This is a genomic window from Flavobacterium sp. Leaf82 (assembly GCF_001422725.1).
GTDB lineage: Bacteria > Bacteroidota > Bacteroidia > Flavobacteriales > Flavobacteriaceae > Flavobacterium.
Genome location: NZ_LMMA01000034.1, coordinates 138,076 through 157,401, shown reverse-complemented (window position 1 = coordinate 157,401; position 19,326 = coordinate 138,076). Strand labels below are relative to the sequence as shown.

At 32.3% G+C, this 19,326-nt stretch carries 21 protein-coding genes; 2 read left to right on the top strand and 19 right to left on the bottom strand.

Features of this window, described 5'->3' with window-relative positions; genetic code table 11:
- Positions 1-255: 255 nt before the first annotated feature.
- From ASF10_RS20395 to ASF10_RS20320, 16 genes are all read right to left on the bottom strand, one after another.
- The gene (locus ASF10_RS20395; RefSeq protein ID WP_056253425.1) at positions 256-675 is read right to left on the bottom strand and encodes a VOC family protein; all 420 of its coding nucleotides are present in this window, start codon (positions 673-675) and stop codon (positions 256-258) included.
- Between the two features lie 91 nt (positions 676-766).
- Positions 767-1,309 (bottom strand): hypothetical protein, encoded by a 543-nt coding sequence (locus tag ASF10_RS20390; protein ID WP_056253422.1) that lies wholly within the window; start codon positions 1,307-1,309, stop codon positions 767-769.
- A 26-nt stretch (positions 1,310-1,335) separates the two neighbouring features.
- The gene (locus tag ASF10_RS20385; protein WP_056253419.1) at positions 1,336-1,839 is read right to left on the bottom strand and encodes an endonuclease V; all 504 of its coding nucleotides are present in this window, start codon (positions 1,837-1,839) and stop codon (positions 1,336-1,338) included.
- Positions 1,840-1,899: 60 nt separating this feature from the next.
- Positions 1,900-2,862 (bottom strand): hypothetical protein, encoded by a 963-nt coding sequence (locus ASF10_RS20380; protein WP_056253416.1) that lies wholly within the window; start codon positions 2,860-2,862, stop codon positions 1,900-1,902.
- 161 nt (positions 2,863-3,023) lie between these two features.
- A complete protein-coding gene (locus tag ASF10_RS20375; RefSeq protein ID WP_056253413.1) occupies positions 3,024-3,590 on the bottom strand; it encodes a DUF4256 domain-containing protein in 567 nt (188 codons plus the stop codon).
- A 42-nt stretch (positions 3,591-3,632) separates the two neighbouring features.
- A complete protein-coding gene (locus tag ASF10_RS20370) occupies positions 3,633-4,016 on the bottom strand; it encodes a DoxX family protein (protein WP_056253410.1) in 384 nt (127 codons plus the stop codon).
- 5 nt (positions 4,017-4,021) lie between these two features.
- Positions 4,022-4,489, bottom strand: coding sequence for an SRPBCC domain-containing protein (locus ASF10_RS20365; protein WP_056253407.1), 468 nt, complete (start codon positions 4,487-4,489; stop codon positions 4,022-4,024).
- 6 nt (positions 4,490-4,495) lie between these two features.
- Positions 4,496-4,819, bottom strand: coding sequence for an ArsR/SmtB family transcription factor (locus ASF10_RS20360; RefSeq protein ID WP_056253405.1), 324 nt, complete (start codon positions 4,817-4,819; stop codon positions 4,496-4,498).
- A 212-nt stretch (positions 4,820-5,031) separates the two neighbouring features.
- A complete protein-coding gene (gene abc-f, locus ASF10_RS20355) occupies positions 5,032-6,618 on the bottom strand; it encodes a ribosomal protection-like ABC-F family protein (protein ID WP_056253402.1) in 1,587 nt (528 codons plus the stop codon).
- 242 nt (positions 6,619-6,860) lie between these two features.
- Complete coding sequence (locus ASF10_RS20350; RefSeq protein ID WP_056253400.1) at positions 6,861-7,229, bottom strand: hypothetical protein; 369 nt, start codon at positions 7,227-7,229, stop codon at positions 6,861-6,863.
- Between the two features lie 234 nt (positions 7,230-7,463).
- Positions 7,464-8,396: a transglutaminase-like domain-containing protein gene (locus ASF10_RS20345; RefSeq protein ID WP_056253397.1), complete on the bottom strand. Its 933-nt coding sequence runs from the start codon at positions 8,394-8,396 to the stop codon at positions 7,464-7,466.
- A gap of 18 nt (positions 8,397-8,414) precedes the next feature.
- Positions 8,415-9,266 (bottom strand): substrate-binding domain-containing protein, encoded by an 852-nt coding sequence (locus tag ASF10_RS20340; protein ID WP_056253394.1) that lies wholly within the window; start codon positions 9,264-9,266, stop codon positions 8,415-8,417.
- A gap of 47 nt (positions 9,267-9,313) precedes the next feature.
- Entirely contained in the window at positions 9,314-9,787 is a 474-nt protein-coding gene (locus tag ASF10_RS20335) for a DUF4265 domain-containing protein (protein ID WP_056253392.1), read from the bottom strand.
- Between the two features lie 118 nt (positions 9,788-9,905).
- Positions 9,906-10,775 (bottom strand): nucleoside phosphorylase, encoded by an 870-nt coding sequence (locus tag ASF10_RS20330; RefSeq protein WP_056253389.1) that lies wholly within the window; start codon positions 10,773-10,775, stop codon positions 9,906-9,908.
- A 264-nt stretch (positions 10,776-11,039) separates the two neighbouring features.
- Positions 11,040-11,372 carry a translation initiation factor gene (locus ASF10_RS20325; RefSeq protein ID WP_056253386.1) on the bottom strand — a complete coding sequence of 111 codons (333 nt, stop codon included), beginning with the start codon at positions 11,370-11,372 and terminating at the stop codon, positions 11,040-11,042.
- Between the two features lie 113 nt (positions 11,373-11,485).
- Positions 11,486-12,436, bottom strand: coding sequence for an isopenicillin N synthase family dioxygenase (locus tag ASF10_RS20320; RefSeq protein WP_056253382.1), 951 nt, complete (start codon positions 12,434-12,436; stop codon positions 11,486-11,488).
- Between the two features lie 371 nt (positions 12,437-12,807).
- Here ASF10_RS20320 and ASF10_RS20315 point away from each other — a divergent pair, with 371 nt between their 5' ends.
- Positions 12,808-14,784 carry a thiamine pyrophosphate-dependent enzyme gene (locus tag ASF10_RS20315; RefSeq protein ID WP_056253381.1) on the top strand — a complete coding sequence of 659 codons (1,977 nt, stop codon included), beginning with the start codon at positions 12,808-12,810 and terminating at the stop codon, positions 14,782-14,784.
- Positions 14,785-14,852: 68 nt separating this feature from the next.
- On the top strand, positions 14,853-16,595 hold the full coding sequence (locus ASF10_RS20310) for a DUF885 domain-containing protein (RefSeq protein ID WP_056253379.1): 1,743 nt from the start codon (positions 14,853-14,855) through the stop codon (positions 16,593-16,595).
- 415 nt (positions 16,596-17,010) lie between these two features.
- On the opposite strand, the gene ASF10_RS20305 is transcribed toward ASF10_RS20310, so the two are convergent.
- The 3 genes from ASF10_RS20305 to ASF10_RS20295 form a co-directional block, all read right to left on the bottom strand.
- The gene (locus tag ASF10_RS20305; RefSeq protein WP_056253376.1) at positions 17,011-17,982 is read right to left on the bottom strand and encodes a zinc-binding alcohol dehydrogenase family protein; all 972 of its coding nucleotides are present in this window, start codon (positions 17,980-17,982) and stop codon (positions 17,011-17,013) included.
- Between the two features lie 153 nt (positions 17,983-18,135).
- The gene (locus tag ASF10_RS20300) at positions 18,136-18,711 is read right to left on the bottom strand and encodes a Crp/Fnr family transcriptional regulator (RefSeq protein WP_056253373.1); all 576 of its coding nucleotides are present in this window, start codon (positions 18,709-18,711) and stop codon (positions 18,136-18,138) included.
- Entirely contained in the window at positions 18,711-19,298 is a 588-nt protein-coding gene (locus tag ASF10_RS20295) for an RDD family protein (RefSeq protein WP_056253370.1), read from the bottom strand. The genes ASF10_RS20300 and ASF10_RS20295 overlap by 1 nt, the downstream gene beginning before the upstream one ends.
- Between the last annotated feature and the right edge of the window lie 28 nt (positions 19,299-19,326).

Here is a 19,326-nt window from a genome sequence, read left to right as displayed (position 1 = left end):
CTAAAAAACAGCCGTTTTTAAGTCGATTTTACCTAAGAATTTAGGTTACAAAATGATTCAAAAACTTCATTTAAAGCACAAAAAAACTCCATTATTTCTAATGGAGTTTTTAGTATTTGAATATTTAGTAAACTATTTTGTTTCAATCTCATGATCTGGTTTTTTATTCAACCGTACCAATCTGACCATTTGATATATAGCATGATTTTTTAAGGACAAGGAGCGTGCAATTTCTGGAATTCCCTGCATGTGTTATTAAACCGGCTCCCAAAGCTCTATTTTATTACCATCTGCGTCCAGGATATGAACAAATTTTCCGTAATCAAAAGACTCAATATCATCCAGAACCGTTACTCCGTTTTGCTTGAGTTGCTCTACAAGTTCTTCTATATGCTGAACCTGATAATTTATCATAAAATCTTTTTTGGAGGGAGAAAAGTAATCGTCTCCTTTTTTAAAAGGACTCCATTGCGTCGAAGTTATTTCGTCAGGTTTATTTATTTTTCTGGATTCAAAAGTCGAACCCCATTCGTTAACATCAAATCCTAAGTTTTTAGCGTACCATTCTCTGGTTTCCTGCGGATTATCCGAAAAAAAGAAAATACCGCCAATTCCTGTTACTTTTGGCGTGTTATCATTTGTGGGTGAATCTGTTTGGTTTTTTGAATCTTCCATGATATTTGTTTTGATTTATAAATCCAGTTTATCAAATTTAATAAATTAATTAAAATATAATTCAGTAAACCAATCCTTTACAAGTAATTTATCACCAGGTATTATCATGTATTTGATATCTGATATATTCTAATTTTCGATTGTTGAATTCTAATATTTTGATGAGATCTGAGTCTTTAAAATATTCCAGATAAATAAAATCTTCAACCTGTAATTTTCTAAAGTTGCCATTATCCATGAAAATATATTTATTTTTATTTTCAGGCTCAGAAAATATTTTAATCACATTATGACTCGTAGAATCTGAATCATGCTGATTGGTAATTAATTTCTCGAGAACTTTAAAAGAACCTGCTATTTTCTTTTGTTTGTATAAGTTTTTCTTCCACTTTATATTTCGTTCAAAACCTTTAATTAAGGCATAAGTAAAGAATCCTAAAAATGCAATTTCTACTAAAATAAAGCCGTCTAAAATGGAAGCCTCAGATGGAATTTCCTTTGAAAAATTGAAATGATAAAAAGCATAGTACAAACAAAGCATAATTATTGTCCATAGAATACTGTATCTGTCGTATTCCTTAATTCTTTCTTTCAGGAATTGGATATCGTCGTCTGTTAATGCTAATTCTTCCAAATAATCAGTTTAATAATAATCTGTATTTACAATTCCTTCGTTAATCGATCCAGCTCTTTTAGCAGTGTGGGAAATCTAAATTCTCCCGCCATACTTGCCACTTTTTCAAAAGCATCGTCTAAGTCAATACCGATAGATGTAATATAAAGCGGTTTTTTGCTGTCGCCTCTAACTAACGCTAGTTTGAGTTTTTCGATAGCGGCAAAATTTGTTTTTGCAACACCAATTATTGGGATTTTATTATTGAGTTTTTCGTATAAACGACCTCCTAAACCATATTTTTTTTCATCGTCTAAATACACAAATCCATCTACAATAATAGCTTCTATATTTGTTAGATCAATCTTGTTCAACAAACTAATGATGCAAGGTAACTCTCTTTTATAAAATTCACCGGGAATATATTCTTCGACATTATCGATAATTTCTGTGTGAATTTTAAAGTTTTTATCTTCATTCCATTGTTCAAATTCAAGGCAAACCGTTTTTGCTTTTCCGTCAAAATAATAAGTATCAAAGGCTAGAATCATATTTTATTTTGTGTCAACTTTTGTTATGTAATCATGTACCAAAATTTCTTTTTGCAGTGATTAGTTTGATTTTAATTTTAATTCAAATTCTTTTTTAATTTGATATTTTGGTTCATACAAAATAAATTCATTTTCTATATCACCAACACCTTCCAGAATTACATACAAACTTTCTGTAGTAGTAATATCATCAAAAGTTAAATGCTTTTTAAAATCTTCAAAAGTATAATCTTTATTTTTTGATATAAATTCAAAGTATTTCTGTCCACAAGCCATACTATAAATCATGGAATTTTGCGAATTGTCGTCGTAAACTAATAATTCCTTTTTTTTGTTTAAAATCAGTAACTTAATATTGTTTTCTAAATTTGATTTGATCTGCTTTTTCAGAATAACTTTATTATTGTAGATTTCAAAAAGCTCATATTTAATACCATTTATGTCCAGAATCGAACCAACTTTTGTTTTGTCTAACGTAAGAGTAGAATAATCAGTTAAAAATGATAACTCATAAACAACAGTTCCTTTTAACTTTACATCTTTATTATTCGATGTAATAGATTGCCTGTTAGCCGTTTGATATTCTAATTCTGTATTTGAATCTTTTTTAAATTCACCTCCCAAATTCAAAAAGCCACTCTCAGACAAGCTGACCTTTTGATTTCTGGAATCAAGTAAATTACTGCTTACACTTTGTAGCTTAACAAATCCAAATGATTCACAATTATAATCAGGCGGAAATTTAGAATCCAACATAACATCAACTTGATTATTATCTTTTTTCCGAATTGATAAAGTAGCATTCTGTGCAAAAATATCAGCCGATTTTTGTAAAACCTCTGCTTTACATTTACTCGTCATAAAAATTTTTTCCGGAACGTATTTTTTGGTTTTTAAGGTATAAGAAGGTTTGTTATGATATTCTTTCGACATCTCATATTTATACTGAAACAGTTGCTCTTTGGTTTGGGCAAATGCACTATAAAAGCTAAGAAAAAGGAGCAGGCTTAAAGTTGTTTTCATTTATTGATTTTGGTAAATTGTTGCTAATATAAATAAAAACCAATCTCAAATCTTTAAGATTATTTAAAAGAATAATTATAACTCCTTTCTTTTCTGTCCACAATTAAACCTAAGCTTATTTAACTGTTGATTTTCAGGTTTTAGAATCGTAATCCGAATAACTAAACTCGCAAAAAACCTCGAAAACCTCTCGCTGCATAATAAGATTCGGCGCCATTATGATACACAAATACTGTATTGTAACGGAAATCAGAGAATATGGCTCCGCCCAATTGTCTAATATTAGAAGGTGTTGCGATCCAGCTGGATGTTTTTAAATCAAAATTACCCAAAGCCTGAAGTTCTTTGTATTGTTCTTCATTTAAGATTTCGATTCCCATTTCGGCAGCCATATTTAGCGCACTGTCAGCGGGTTTATTTTCTTTTCTTTTTTCTAATGCTTCATGATCATAACACAAACTTCTGCGTCCTTTAGGGCTTTCAGCAGAACAATCATAAAAAATATATTCATCGGTTTTTTTATCATAACCTACAACGTCCGGTTCGCCTTCAGTTCTTTCCATTTCATCGAGTGACCATAATTTATTGGGATTTGCTTCAAGTTTCGCTTGTACTTTTGCCCATTCAATCCCTTTATGACGCGCTGTATTTTTGTTGAAACGAGTTTCTAAAATATCAAGTATTTGTGTTTGTTGCTCTGGAGACAACTTATTTTTATTTGTACTCATGTCTTTAAAATTTTTCTTACTAAGTTAAAAATATTAGAAATATTATAGGTTTAATGAAGTTACTTTTCTATCCAATGGCCTGAAATACCAAGAAGTCAGCGTGAGAACAATTAGCAAAACTGGTCCAAAAAGAGCTATAACAGGATCTGCTGAAGCTAAATGAGAAAAAACTGCACCAGACATTGCAAAAAAGAAACCGGCATAAGCCCATTCTTTCAATAAAGGAAATTTAGGAATTAATATCGCTATAACGCCAAGTATTTTCCAGATTCCTAATAGTGTCAAAAAGTAAATAGGGTAGCCTAAATGGTTCATCATATCTACTTCTTCTTTCATTTTGATCAATTGTACTATTCCTGTAGCTGTCATTCCTAATGCAAGCCAAAGTGTGGCGATCCAATAAATAATTTTATTTCTTTTTGTCATGATTTTTATTTTAGTTGGTTTACAATTTCCTGTAATCTGTTGTGTGCCATATTTATACCTTGTGCAAAAGGTAATTTTAGCATTTGATCGCGAAGCTCAACTGATTTATAAATGATATGTATCGTTAATTTGCTAGTTTCGTCAGAGATAGATTCAAAGTCTAAAAATTCAAGCTGAACAGCAAAAGGGGAGTTCTCCATCTCAAAAGTGCGCGTAATCCTTTGGTTTGGACTACATTCATGAATGACGCCATTTGCTTTAAATACAACATTTCCGTGAGGATCAGTCGTTTCAAATTGATAACCTCCGTGTTGCTTGTTTTCTAATTTGAGCACTTTTGTGCCCATCCATTGTGCTACAATTTCAGGATCATCATAAGCCTTAAAAAGTAATGCTAACGGAAGATCAAATTCTCTTGTAATAACAAGATCCTGCTTGCCATTCTGGGCATCAATTTTAGTTTTTAGTTCCATAAATAGTTATTTTTCAGGTTTATAGTTTTTCATAATACTTTCTAATTTATTAAAACGATCATCCCACATTTGACGAAAAGGCTCGATGAAATCGGCTACTTCCTTCATTTTTTTTGCATTAATATGATAATAAATTTCTCTGCCATTTTGCGCCTGTTCCAGTAATTCGCATTCTGTAAGGATCTGAATGTGTTTTGAAATCGTTTGTCTTGACGAATCAAAATTTTCCGCGATAGTTCCGGGGGTCATAGCCTGGATTGCAACTAAACTTAGTATTGCCCTGCGGGTAGGGTCGGCAATTGCCTGAAATACATCTCTACGAATTTCCATTGTGCAGTTATTTGACTGCAAATATAGTGCAGTTATTTAACTGCGCAAATTTTTTTACTGATTTTTTATTATAAATCAATTATTTACAAACAAAAAGCTCTAAAGTTTTTAGGCTTTAGAGCTTTGATTAATTGATATATTGCGACTAATATTGAGATAATTTTAAAAACTGAATTAAGTTGAAATCTAATTAATAAAATAATTCAGTTCATTTACAGCAGGATACTTTTTTCGATATTTATTTCTTCCAGAAATGATTCATCGTGAGAAACCACAATCAATGTTCCCTGATATTCATTGATCGCGGCAGTCAGGATTTCAATATTCTGAATATCCAGGTTATTTGTTGGTTCGTCTAATATAATAATGTCAGGAGATTCATTATGTATGGTCAAACAACACAACATTAATCTCATTTTTTCTCCACCACTTAAGGCATGACAAGGTTTATCCCAATATTCTTTATTAAATAAAAAGCGATTTAACCTCATTTTTATTTCGTGTTCTTCTAATCCTGAAGTATTAAATTGTTGTGCCTGATCGTATACTTTGAGGTCATTATTTAGCAATGAATAATCCTGATCTATATAAACCGATTTATTTTGTGCGATATATACCGTTCCTGATTTGGGCTCTAATTTTCCCAGTATTATCTTGATCAGAGTTGTTTTTCCGGATCCGTTTTTGCCTTTAATCGCGATTCTTTCTCCGCTTACTATCTCGATATTTAAATCTTTTTGCCACAATAAATGCTTGTGATAACTGTAGTTGATTGCGTTTGCCTTAAATAAAATTTTACCTTTATGTAAATCCGAATTATCGAAACCAAATTTCATCTGATCAATATCAGGCAACGCAGATCGTAATTCGCGTAATTCTTTAGCAATACCATCAATTTTTTCTACATGAACACTTTTGAGTTTCGAGGAACTGTTTTCTGCATTATTCCGTAATGTATTCATCATTATTCTGGCAACTCCGGATTTTTCCTGTTTCTTTTTGCCTCGTGCATCCAGTTTTTGCTGTCTTTCTATTGTTTCCCGCTCTTTTTCACGTGCTTTTCGCAACGCTTTTTCCTTACTCTGCAAATCCTGATTTAGAGCAGTATTTTCAATCTCTTTCTGTTCTGTATAAAAATTATAATTTCCGCCATACATACTGATTCCGCGTTTGCTGAGCTCATAAACTGTATTTAAAAGGTTGAGTAATTTTCGATCGTGGCTCACAACAATCAAGCTGCTATTTGTAGTACCAATAAAACTATATAGTAATTCTCTGGCTGCGTAATCTAGATGATTACTGGGTTCGTCAAGTAAAACCAGTTCCGGTTCATGAATCGAAATACCAGCGAGAAAAACCTTTGTTTTTTGACCTCCGCTTAACGTTTCCATTTTTTGAGTCAATTCCAGATCAGATAATTGCCAATATTTTAGCGCATTACTGCAACGTTCTTCAATAGTCCAGTCGTCGTTTAGAACCGTAAGATTTTCTTCGGTTACGTTTCCGTCCAGTATTTCTTTGAGCGCATTAAGTTTATCATGGACACGCAATGCTTCACCAATCGTAAAATGATTGTATTGTCCAAAGATTTGAGGTATATAATAAGGCTCAGAACTAACTCTTAGTACTCCGTTTGAAGGTTCTAATTCGCCAGCAATAATTTTAAGCAACGTCGATTTTCCAACGCCATTATTACCAATTAATGCAATTTTGTCCTGATTGTTTAGTGTAAAACTAATTGTATCAAACAATACATCAGTATTGCTGTGTTTATATGAAATGTTTTGTAGAATAAGCATAATTTCTTTCTCTAAAGATGAATAAATAGAACAACCACAATTGCAGTTTACCCTTTAAATTGTCTGAAAGAAATTATTTTTCACATAAATTATTACGTTGTTTTAAGATTGCAAAGATACAATTTGGATTTTTATTTAAAAAAAATATTAATTGTAATAACAAACCTAAATTGGGGATTTGCCTAAAATAAAAAACCACGCTGTGTTACAGAGTGGCTCATTAGGTTTATATAAAAAGTATATTATATTTTTTTGAGTGTGACTTTCATCTCTTTGCTGTCTAAAATCAGTTCGTCATCAGTTATAGTACTCTCACAAGGATATGGGGTTCCTGTTTCATCTTTTATTACTAAACTTTTTCCTCCTTTTGTCAACGCAAATGTACCATCAGTTATTTCTCTTTGTAGATATCCCGTAACATGTCCGTCTTTTGTAAATGTAAGTTGTCCCTGAGTCAGGATTACATTTTTTAAAGAGTCAGAAAGAGGTATTTTTGGCTCAACAGCTGTAATTTTCCAGGAGTTTACCAGTTTATTTCGACCCTTGTGACATGAAACCATTAATACTGCTAATAACGCAATTCCGAAGATAAGTAATTTAGATTTTTTCATGATTTTGGTGATTAAAGTTAGACCATAGAAATTTACAAAATTATTTTTAATTAAAAATCTAAAAACCAAATATTTACAAAAATAAACAAGAACTAAACTTACAAAAACTCAATTCAATCAGCAAAGGCGATACTTTAGTAAAAAATGACAAAGCACAAAAAAAGGCACGCCATTGTGTGCCTTTATATAAAATATCTGAACCTTTGGTGTTCAGAATGTTAGTTGCTTAAAAATTTATTTTAAAGTCAAAGCTCCCAAAATTTCTTCGTACATAAATGGTCCGCCGGGATATTTGGCTGTATAATCAAGATTCATCCATACTTGTCCGCGTTCGTCAATATGATAATGGATTTTCTTGCCGTAGCTTTCTTTTACAAAAAGTACATTCTTAATCAGATAATTTACTTTTTCCAGATCGATTGATGAACCAATCAAAATTTCCGGATAAATATGTCCTTTCGTATGAATTAGCCTTGGAGTTCCGCCAATAGAGCGGATTGCGGCCGCCATTAAAATAGAATGATCGTCGCAATCGCCTGAAAAATATTCTAACGATTCACTTGCTGTAGCAATATAATCACCTTCTTTAGGGTCATTGACATAATTCCAGCGTCCGTTTATTTCTTTAAAAACCGCAAAACACTGAATAATGGTTCTGTAGTCAGAATATCCTCTTATACCTTTAAAATGCTTTGTAGTCGCCATTATCGCAAAATTCCGAACCTTGGGGTTTTGGTATTCTATGGCATTGATAATTTTTGTTTTATTAGGAAACGGAAGTAGTTTTGCCACAATAATATCCTGCGGAAAAGGATTATCTGACATCGTATAAATCATCGAATTATAATCTTCGGATATTTCGCTGAAGCCATAATTTCCTATAACACTTCCGTAGATAAGGACTAATATATAAACAGCTATACATAAGATTATTATCGTTCGCAGATACATTAAAAGAAAGAAAATAGCAGCAAATATAAAGATAAAGATAAAGACACGATCAAGATTAAATGACCACTCTAAATCAATCAGGTTTTGATGCAGAATGATAAAAATTGGTATCGTAATTAAAAGACTCAACAGCATAATAATAATCCTATCCCAGGGAGATTTCACCTGTAATTTGGATTTTAATTGCGGAAAGTCAATTTTAGGAAATTTTATCATAAGAATCAAAAGCAGTATTTACAGCGCTTTTACAGTTTCAACAAAAGTACTTTTTTTATCAATAATTCCCAGATCAAATAACTGATTTTGAATTTTAATAAATGCTTTTTCACTCAAATTCTTTTGAGACCATTGCGTAAGTTTTAACCATTCCTGAATATCTTCGATTTTTTGATTGAATAATTCTGATAATGTTTTGTCTATATTAGGGATTTGAGTAAAATCCTGAGTTGTTTTGTTTATAATTTCGAGTATTTTTTCGACTGTTTTAGGGTTCTTTTTCAGGAATTCGTCACGAACCGTAATAACAAAGGAAGGCCATGGAGTAGGGCAGTCGCCAACGCGTCTAAAAATCCCCTGATCTACAAGTGGTTTTGTCATAAAACGTTCCCACATAAAATAATCAGCAGTTCCTTTTGTCAAAGCTTCAACAGCGCCGTCGATCGTATTAATAATCTCAAATTGCAAATTATCAGTTTCCCAACCGTTTTCATATGCATTTACATAAGCCATTAATTGCGATCCTGAACCTAATCTGGAAATAGCTACTTTTTTATCCTTTAGATCTTTTACAGTTTGAAAATCTGATTTTGCAGCAACATGAATTCCCCAGATCAAAGGCGACTGAACATAAATCTGAACAATTTTACTGGGGTTACCGGCAACAATATCTTTTATAATTCCTTCTGTCAAAATAACAGCAATATCAGCTTCACCATCACGGAGCATCTGACACATTTTGCCGGTACCTTCAGGAATATTGTTCCATTGCAAATCAATGCTTTCAGCTTCAAATTCGCCATTTTCGATGCATAAATGCCATGGCAAATTGAAGTGTTCAGGAACACCTACAATTTTTACAGTTTTCATTTTTAAGTTAAGTTTAAGTTTGGTAAGCGTATTCTAAGTTTGTTTGTTTAGTTTTTTAATAAATCAGTTCTGTGTTTTTCAGAAATACAAGGTTCTGCATATTCTATTACCGCAAGGGATTCGTATTCGTCTAAAAGACTTTTTACAATAGAATAGTCAACGCTTTTTATAATCTCTACCGCCAGAAAAGTATCGTTTAAAGCTTCTGAAACACAATTAATCGATTTTAATTTTTCTCTTATTATTTCCTTATCAAATCCTTCCTGCAGAATTAAAACCTGAACGATAGAATTTCCCGAACTTTCTATGGTTTCTCTGTGAATAAAAGTCTTTTCATCTTCATCGTATTCAGCCCTGAAAATATCATCAGTTGCAATCAAAGGTCCAAAAAACGGAATATTATCTAATTTAAAATATCCTTTCTCTGCATCAATGATTTCTGCCCACATGGTTTCTGAAACCACTTCTTCTAAATAAGTACTATAATATTTAAATAATATTTTTTTATGCGTTTCTGCCATTTTATAATTGTGTAATATTTTTTAAGCGCAATCTCTTTAATTATCTAATTTTCAAATTGACTAATTCTCTAATTATTTTTGCTAATTATCTAATTTTCAAACTGACTAATTATCTAATTTACTTCTCCGCCAATTTATTCAAAGTATATGCAATCAACTCATCAACTGCTTTATAAGGATCTTCACTAAAAGTTCCTGATGCACGATTTGCAATTATAGCGTTCAATGACAAAGCGTTATGTCCTAAAAGCGCCGATAATCCATAAATAGCAGCCGTTTCCATTTCTAAATTAGTGATTTTTTCGTCATTAAAAGTAAAATTATCCATTTTACTGTTTAATTCTTCATCCTGAATATTTAAACGCAAAACACGTCCTTGTGGCCCGTAAAAACCTCCTGCTGTAGCAGTAATACCTTTAAACATTTTATCTGACTCGATAATTTTTTCTAATTTCTCAGAACATGCAATTGCATAAGGTTTTCCTTTTCTGATATCCCAATTCGTGTGCGCAATAAAAGCATCTTCAATTGCTGCATTCGATACTTTATCGATTAAATAGGAGCGGAGCATATTATCTAATCCTAAACCAAATTTAGACATTACAAAACTATCCACAGGAATATCAGCATGTAAAGATCCGGAAGTTCCAATCCTGATAATATTCAAAGACGTTAATTCTTCTTTTGGCTGGCGTGTTTCTAAATCAATGTTTACAAGAGCGTCTAATTCATTTATAACAATATCAATATTGTCAGGACCAATTCCGGTTGACATTACAGATATTCTTTTTCCTTTATAAATTCCGGTTTGTGTTTTAAATTCTCTTTTTTGTGTAGAATATTCAATCGAATCAAAAAACTGTGTAATTTTTTCGACTCTGTTTTGATCTCCAACAAAAATTATATCGTGAGCAATATGTTCAGGACGAAGGTTTAAGTGGTAAACACTTCCGTCCGGATTAAGTATTAATTCTGAGTTTTGTATCATTTTTTTAAGGTACTAAGGTTCTGAGCTGCAAAGGTTCTAAGGTTTTCTGTAGCGATGCATAAAAATGCTACTTTTTATGCCCGCAGATTTAACGGATTGAACTGATTGTCACAGATTATTATTATTAATATTTTTTTTTAAACTTTTTTTTAAAATTTCAAAATCATGAAAATAAAATATTTAAAGCCAAAGCTTTGCGTTCTTTTCGGTTAATTTTTTTTATCGTTATTCAATCTAAAATCTAAAATCAGAAATCTAAAATTATTATCCTCCCACACGTTTTGTTTTAAATCCTTTTGCATTCAGGATTTCCATGATTTTATCGCGATAATCGCCCTGAATAATAATCGAAGCGTCTTTAAAAGTTCCGCCAACACTAAGTTTGGTTTTAATTTCTTTCGCAAGAATTTTAAAATCTTCGTCAGATCCTTCGTAACCTTCGATAATGGTTGTGGCTTTTCCTTTTCGCTTTTCGAATTTACAAATCATAGGCTCTTTCTGAATGTAAAGCACATGATCATTTTCCTGAACTTCCTCAGGTTCATTCGATTCTATATGATCCGGAAATAAATTTTTTAATTGATCTTGTAAGTCCATAATTTTTTTAGGCTAAAAAATAAATTTCAATAGTTATGGTTTTTAAAAATTAAATTCCAAATCCCAATTGATAGTTGGAATTTGGAATTTTAATATTGGAATTTAATTTGGTGTTATTTTTTTATTAATCCCAAATCTACTAAACGTTCGTATAAATAGTCTCCCGCAGTAATATCTTCGAATTTTTTAGGATTCTCAGCATCAATACAGTTTTCTAAACAATCCAGACGCATATCGCTGACAGGATGCATAAAAAACGGAATCGAATAGCGTGAAGTTCCCCATAATTCTCTTGGCGGATTTACTACTTGATGAATCGTTGATTTTAGTTTGTTGTTGGTATGTCTTGACAACATATCTCCCACATTAATAACCAATTGATCATCTTCTGCGATAGCATCAATCCATTCTCCATCATGGTTTTGAACCTGTAATCCTTTACCTTGCGCACCCATTAAAAGGGTAATCAGGTTAATATCTCCGTGAGCCGCTGCACGAATCGCATTTTCTGGCTCAGAAGTAATTGGCGGATAATGAATTGGTCTCAAAATAGAGTTTCCTTCTTTTGCATATTGATCAAAATAAAACTCATCCAGGCCTAAATGCAAAGCCAAAGCTCTTAACACATAAACCCCTGTTTTTTCAAGCATTTGATAGGCTTCTTTACCTACAACATTAAAACGAGGTAATTCTTTAACTTCAACATTGTCAGGATATTCAGAAGCATATTTAGAATCTTTGTCAACATATTGGCCAAAATGCCAAAACTCTTTCAAATCCCCTTCTTTACGACCTTTAGCATGTTCTTTTCCAAAAGAAACATACCCTCTTTGACCACCAATTCCGGGAATTTCATAACTATGTTTCGTCTCTACTGGCAAGGCGAAAAATTTTCTAATTTCGCCATAAAGTTCGTCTACTAACTGGTCGTCTAAAAAGTGACCTTTTAAGGCTACGAAGCCAATGTTTTCAAATGCACTGCCGATTTCATTTACAAATTTTTGTTTACGTTCCGGGTTGTCCGAAAGGAAATCACGTAAGTCTACACTAGGAATGTTTTGCATACTTTACATTTTTTATTAAAAAGAACTAAGGATATTAATCCTTACAATAACAAAGGTATAGAATATTTTAGATTTGAATTTTAAATTTTACCATAAAATTTAATTTTAAATGCAATTTTTAACCCAAAAAGATTGCTTTAATTTTTGAATATTCAAAAAATCATTCATTATTGCTTTGTAGCTAAAATAACATAAATTTTAATTTAACAGAGGAATATCATATTATATTTGTGCTGTCTTTTTTAAAAATAAAAATCATCCAATTATTTTTTTATTTTTATTAAAACAAATGATTCCAGATTTTAAATTATTTAACAAATAATGTTAAAATTGTTATATTTTTATATATTTGAATACTAAAAAACAACCTAATGATCTTTTACAGACAAAACCTTACAGACAATCAATTACTTGACCTTTATAAAAAAATTCTAAAACCCCGTTTAATCGAAGAAAAGATGCTGATCTTAATCCGACAGGGAAAAGTTTCGAAATGGTTTTCAGGAATAGGGCAGGAAGCGATTGCAGTAGGAGTTACAGCTGCATTAGACGAATCAGAATATGTATTGCCAATGCACAGGAATCTGGGTGTTTTTACGACCAGAAATATTCCTTTGTACCGACTTTTTTCGCAATGGCAGGGAAAAGCGAATGGTTTTACAAAAGGAAGGGACAGAAGTTTTCATTTTGGAACGCAAGACTATAATATTATAGGTATGATTTCGCATTTAGGTCCTCAATTGGGGATTGCTGACGGAATTGCCCTGGCAGATAAACTTCAAAAAAATAAAAAAGTAACCGCTGTATTTACAGGAGAAGGCGCAACAAGCGAAGGAGATTTTCATGAAGCCCTGAATATTGCGGCGGTCTGGAAATTACCCGTAATGTTTATTATCGAAAATAATGGATACGGACTTTCGACTCCTACAAACGAACAATATGTATGCGAAAACCTCGCAGATAAAGGTATTGGATACGGAATTGAAAGCTATATTATTGACGGAAATAACATTGTAGAAGTCTTCAATAAAATAACACAGTTAAAAGAGGACATGCAAAAAGATCCGCATCCTGTTTTATTAGAGTTTAAAACTTTTAGAATGCGTGGTCACGAAGAGGCAAGCGGAACCAAATATGTACCGCAGGAATTAATGGACGAATGGGCTGCCAAAGATCCGGTTGCGAATTATAGAAAATACTTAACCGAAAATGGTATTCTTACAGCAGAATTTGATGGGCAATTACACAGCGAAATCAAACAGGAAATCGACGAAAATTTAGCCATTGCAAATGCAGAACCTGAAATCGTACCAACTTACAGTGGCGAATTAGATGATGTTTACAAACCTTATCAATATGAAGAAGTTAATCCATCTGAAGAAATAAAAAACATACGTTTTATAGATGCAATAAGATATAGTTTGGAGCAATCTATGAAACGCCACGGAAACCTCATTATTATGGGGCAGGATATTGCAGAATATGGCGGCGCTTTTAAAATTACAGACGGTTTTGTAGACTTATTCGGGAAAGACCGCATACGCAATACGCCAATTTGCGAAAGCGCGGTGGTTTCTACCGCAATGGGATTGTCTATAAATGGTTATAAAGCAATTGTTGAAATGCAATTTGCTGATTTTGTTTCGACAGGTTTTAACCCAATTGTCAATTTACTGGCAAAATCGCATTACCGATGGGGCGAAAAAGCTGATGTTGTTGTACGTATGCCTTGTGGCGGCGGAACTCAGGCAGGACCGTTTCACTCACAAACAAACGAGGCGTGGTTTACAAAAACTCCGGGATTAAAAGTCGTTTATCCGGCTTTTCCTTATGATGCAAAAGGTTTATTGAATACCTCTATAAATGATCCAAATCCGGTTTTGTTTTTTGAACATAAACAATTGTATCGCAGCGTTTATCAGGATGTTCCAGTTGATTATTACACGATTCCACTAGGAAAAGCTGCTTTGCTAAAAGAAGGAAATTCAGTTACTATTATTGCTTTTGGTGCTACAGTACATTGGGCTTTGGATACTTTATCTAAAAATCCTGAAATCGAAGCTGATTTAATTGACCTTAGAACTTTACAGCCTTTAGATACTGAAACTATTTTTACATCTGTAAAAAAGACCGGAAAAGTAATTATTTATCAGGAAGACACTTTGTTTGGTGGAATCGCAAGCGATATTTCGGCTTTAATTATGGAGGAATGTTTTGAGTATCTGGATGCTCCGGTAAAAAGAGTCGCCAGTTTAGATTCTCCAATTCCGTTTACTAAAGCCTTAGAAGATCAGTTTTTACCAAAAAACCGTTTTGAAGAAGTTTTATCAGAATTATTGAAATATTAATTACAAATAGCAAATAGTTTTGCATAAAGAACATTTTTTTTATCTTTAAACCATAAAAAAATTAACTTATGAAAAAACTATTTGCTTCTGTTTTTGCAATTACACTATTTTTTTCCTGCAACAAAAGTACTAAGTCTAACGATGATAAAGCATTAGACGGAAAATTTGACAAGTATAAAGATGGTTATGTAACTTCTTTATGGAAAATTAATCCAGGTTGGGCTTCTGGCGTTGGCTACCACAAATACGACAGCATATTGTCTATTCCGGATGCTAATGGAGATAAACTACAACTTGAATTCGTAAATGCACAATTAGATTCTTTAAAACAATACGACATTGAAAATTTGTCTGATAACAATAAGACAGATTTTCAAATGATTAAAAATCAGCTTGAAGCTACTATTTTTAGTATAAAAGAATTAAAATCTTCTGAATGGAATCCGTCTGAATACAATGTATGCGGATCATTTGCAGAGATTTTAAATGGAAAATACGCTCCTTTAGAAGTTCGTTTACGCGCTTTTAATATCAAAATGAATAATGTTCCGGCTTACTACGAAGCTGCAAAAAAGAACATCAAAAACCCAACTATTGAGCATACTGAACTTGCAATAGCACAAAATCTTGGTGGTTCATCTGCTTTTGACACCGATTTGAATGCTGCTTTACAACAAAGTAAACTAAGCGCTGCAGAGAAAAAAGAAATTCAGGATAAAGCTAAAATTGCTAAAAAAGCAGTTACAGATTATGCGGATTGGTTAAAAAAATTACCAAACAAAACGCCACGTTCTTTTAGATTAGGCGCTGCATTATATGCTAAAAAATTCAATTTTGATATTGAGTCAAGCTATTCTGCTGATGAAATCTTTAAAATTGCAAACGATCACAAAAAAGACTTACACGATAAAATGTTTGTTCTGGCTGATAAACTTTGGGCTAAATACAAAGGAAATGAAGCAAAACCAACAAACAAACTGGATTTAATCAAACAAGTTATTGATAAAATTTCTTTGCAGCATACTACACCAGAAAAGTTTCAATCTGAAATTGAAAAACAAATTCCGGAATTAACGGCGTATGTAAAAGCAAAGGATTTATTATACATCGATCCATCAAAACCACTTGTAGTTCGTAAAGAGCCTGCATATATGGCTGGAGTTGCCGGAGCATCTATTTCTGCGCCTGGACCTTATGATAAAAATGCAAATACATACTATAATGTAGGAAGTATGACGGGCTGGACAGCTGAAAACTCTGAAAGTTATTTACGTGAATACAACGATTATATTCTACAGATTTTGAATATTCACGAAGCAATTCCAGGACATTACACACAATTGGTTTACAGTAATCAATCGCCAAGTATCATTAAATCTATTTTAGGAAATGGCGCAATGGTTGAAGGCTGGGCTGTTTATGCTGAAAAAATGATGTTAGAAAGTGGTTATAAAAATTCTGATGAAATGTGGTTGATGTACTACAAATGGAATTTAAGAACAACTTGTAACACTATTTTAGACATTAGTGTTCATACTAAAAACATGTCTAAAGAAGCTGCAATAGATTTATTAACCAAAGAAGCTTTCCAACAACAAGCAGAAGCTGACGGAAAATGGAAACGTGTAACTTTATCTCAGGTTCAATTGTGTTCTTACTTTACAGGATATACTGAAATTTATAACCTTAGAGAAGAACTTAAAAAGAAAGAAGGAGATAAATTTAACCTGAAGAAATTTCATGAAAAATTCTTAAGTTTTGGAAGCGCTCCGGTAAAATACATCAAAGAATTGATGATATCGAAAGAGTAGTTTTTATTACTATTTTATAGAAAAAGGTTTGATGGAATTTATTTCTGATCAAACCTTTTTTTTATTTATAGATTTTGTTTGAATTTAAAAGACAAAAATGAATCTTGATTAACTTGGATTAATTCACTACTTCACAATCAGAATCCGCAATCAGAGTCCGCATTCTTGTCATTTCGACGAAGGAGAAATCTTCGTAAGAAGCTCGACAAAGATTAGATTCTCGTTACGGAGTTTCTTGTGAAGATTTCTCGTTCCTCGAAATGACAAGATTGGCGAATATGTAAACGGAAATACTAGTGTGATCTCTCCTTCGTCGAGATGACAAACTTTACAGTCGTTTTTTCTAAAAATATAAAATCTGTTTTTATCCGCGTTTTGCTTTAGCAATCCGTTTAATCCGCGTTCAATTTAAACCCTAAACAATAACCACCAATCGTTTACCATCAGCAACTTCAATATTCCACGCTTTTTCGATATCAACTAAACCAATAGTTTCAATATTTACCTGCAATTTGTTTTGGGCGGCTAAAAGAAACATTTCCGGAAGAATCTCTGTAAATAACAATTTTACTTCGTCTTTTGTCCAGCTTCCTAAACCGGAACCTGACAATTGTAAATCTACGCTTCTTAAAATTGCGGCTGATAATTGTATTGTATCACCAGACATTGCACCAATGGAAACATATCTAACACGATGCGTGAAATTTCCTTTTCCCTTTAAAAACGAAAAAATTAATTCAGCCGAATGTCCCCACAAATAATCCAAAATAATATCGATTGGCGTATTTTCCTGAATCGATTTAAGCTGTGCAATAATTGCCTTATCATCTTGTTTTAAGGAAATAATTTCATCTGCGCCCAATCTCAAAAGACTTTGAAGTGTTTTTTCGTTTCTTCCGGTTACAATTATTTTTTTTGCTCCGTAATGTTTAGCAATCTGAATTGCCATTTGCCCCGTAAAACCCGTAGCTCCGTTAATTAAAACTGTTTCTCCCCGTTGTATTTTTGCCCTGAAACGTAACGCCATTGCTGAACCCGCAACCGCATTTGGCATTGATGCGGCAATGGCATCACTAATTCCGTCAGGTAAAGGAACCATTCTGCTTTTTTCTACAATTGCTTTTTCGGCAATAGTACCACTGATTCCGCGAGCATAAACTCGTGTTCCGTTTTCTAATAAACCTATGGCGTCGCTGCCAATTACAGTTCCGTTTTGGTTTTCATTTTCTGCAGAATAATGATCTCCACTTACAATTCCTTTGTCCAGATTCGTAATCGACACGGCTTTAACTGAGATTAAAACTTCATTTTCGTTTTTTACAATTGGATCCGAAAATTCTGCGTATTTTGGCAATTCGCCTCTTTTATAAATAACTGCTGCTTTCATAATTATTAAATTTTATGAAGCAAAATTAGGAAGTCGTTTATGGGGACACGATAACATTTGTTATCAAATAAAAATATTAAAACATATAAGTGATGTAAGAAATTATAAGCAAAAAATTAAATGAACTTATATAACTTATATGGTGAAATTTAATTATTTCTTATTTAGTAATTTGCTTTTTATTCGGCTTAAATGAACTGTAGTTACGCCGAGATAAGAAGCAATATAATGCTGAGGAACGCGCTGAATGATTTGAGGTCTTTCTTCAATTAAATTGAGATAACGCTGAGTAGGAGAGTCTTTTATAAAAGAAACAAAATATTTCATATAATCGAACGTACGCTCAAAAAGCATATTGATTAAACGATCTCTTAGTTCTGGAATTTCCTTGATCTCTTCCAGAATTTTATCCAGATCATTTTTATGAATCCACCATAAAACAGAAGATTCAATAGTTTCAACCACAACCGGACTTGGCATTTTCTTCATAAAACTTTCGATAGAAGCAACACTTTGATTTTCGAAAAAGAATTGAGTCGTCAGATCTTTTCCGTTATTATTAAACCAAACTCTGATACAGCCTTTTTCGATGATAAAAAGCTTTTTTGAGATTTCGCCTTCTTCTAAAAGAGTTGTCTTTGCAGGAACTTCAATGCGATTGAAAAGATTGGTGTATTCAATCCATTTTTCATCTGATAATGAAAATTTATTTCGGAATTGGTTAAACATTATCCCTTAATTACTTTAGTTCCTGAGATTACATCATGAAAACCATTTCTTGAAAAGAAAAATGAAAACCTATCAAAAGGAATTAATCTACAAAATGTTCGACTCACAATATCAGCAAGTTCTGGTTTATTTCCTTCTAAATTAACAACTTTCGTTTTAGTTATAATTTTCCCTAGAGTTTTTTGAGATTTATATTCAAAAGGAATATAATAAAGAGCTATAAAAAACACCAACGAACTAATTCTATATATTGAAAATTCAACTCTACTCACTAAAGGCAAAAATCCTTCAACTACAGGAGATATCAAAGCGAAAAGAATAAATATTACTATAAAATCAATTGCAAAATTCACAAATCTAATTCCAGAACTAACAGAGCCTTTTTCGATGTTTATAATTATACTTTCATTGATTTTAATCTTTTCGCTTACTTCTTCAAATTTAAATGATTCAATTTTTCTTAAATCAATCTCATTTTCAGCAGCTATAATAGCTATTTCTTGATATTTGCTTCGATTTATAGTTACGATTTTAATTAATTCTTCGTCTGTTTTATTAGACATCACATTCGTAAAGTTATTCTCCATTTGGGTTTAATCTCTTTTTTTTGTTTTA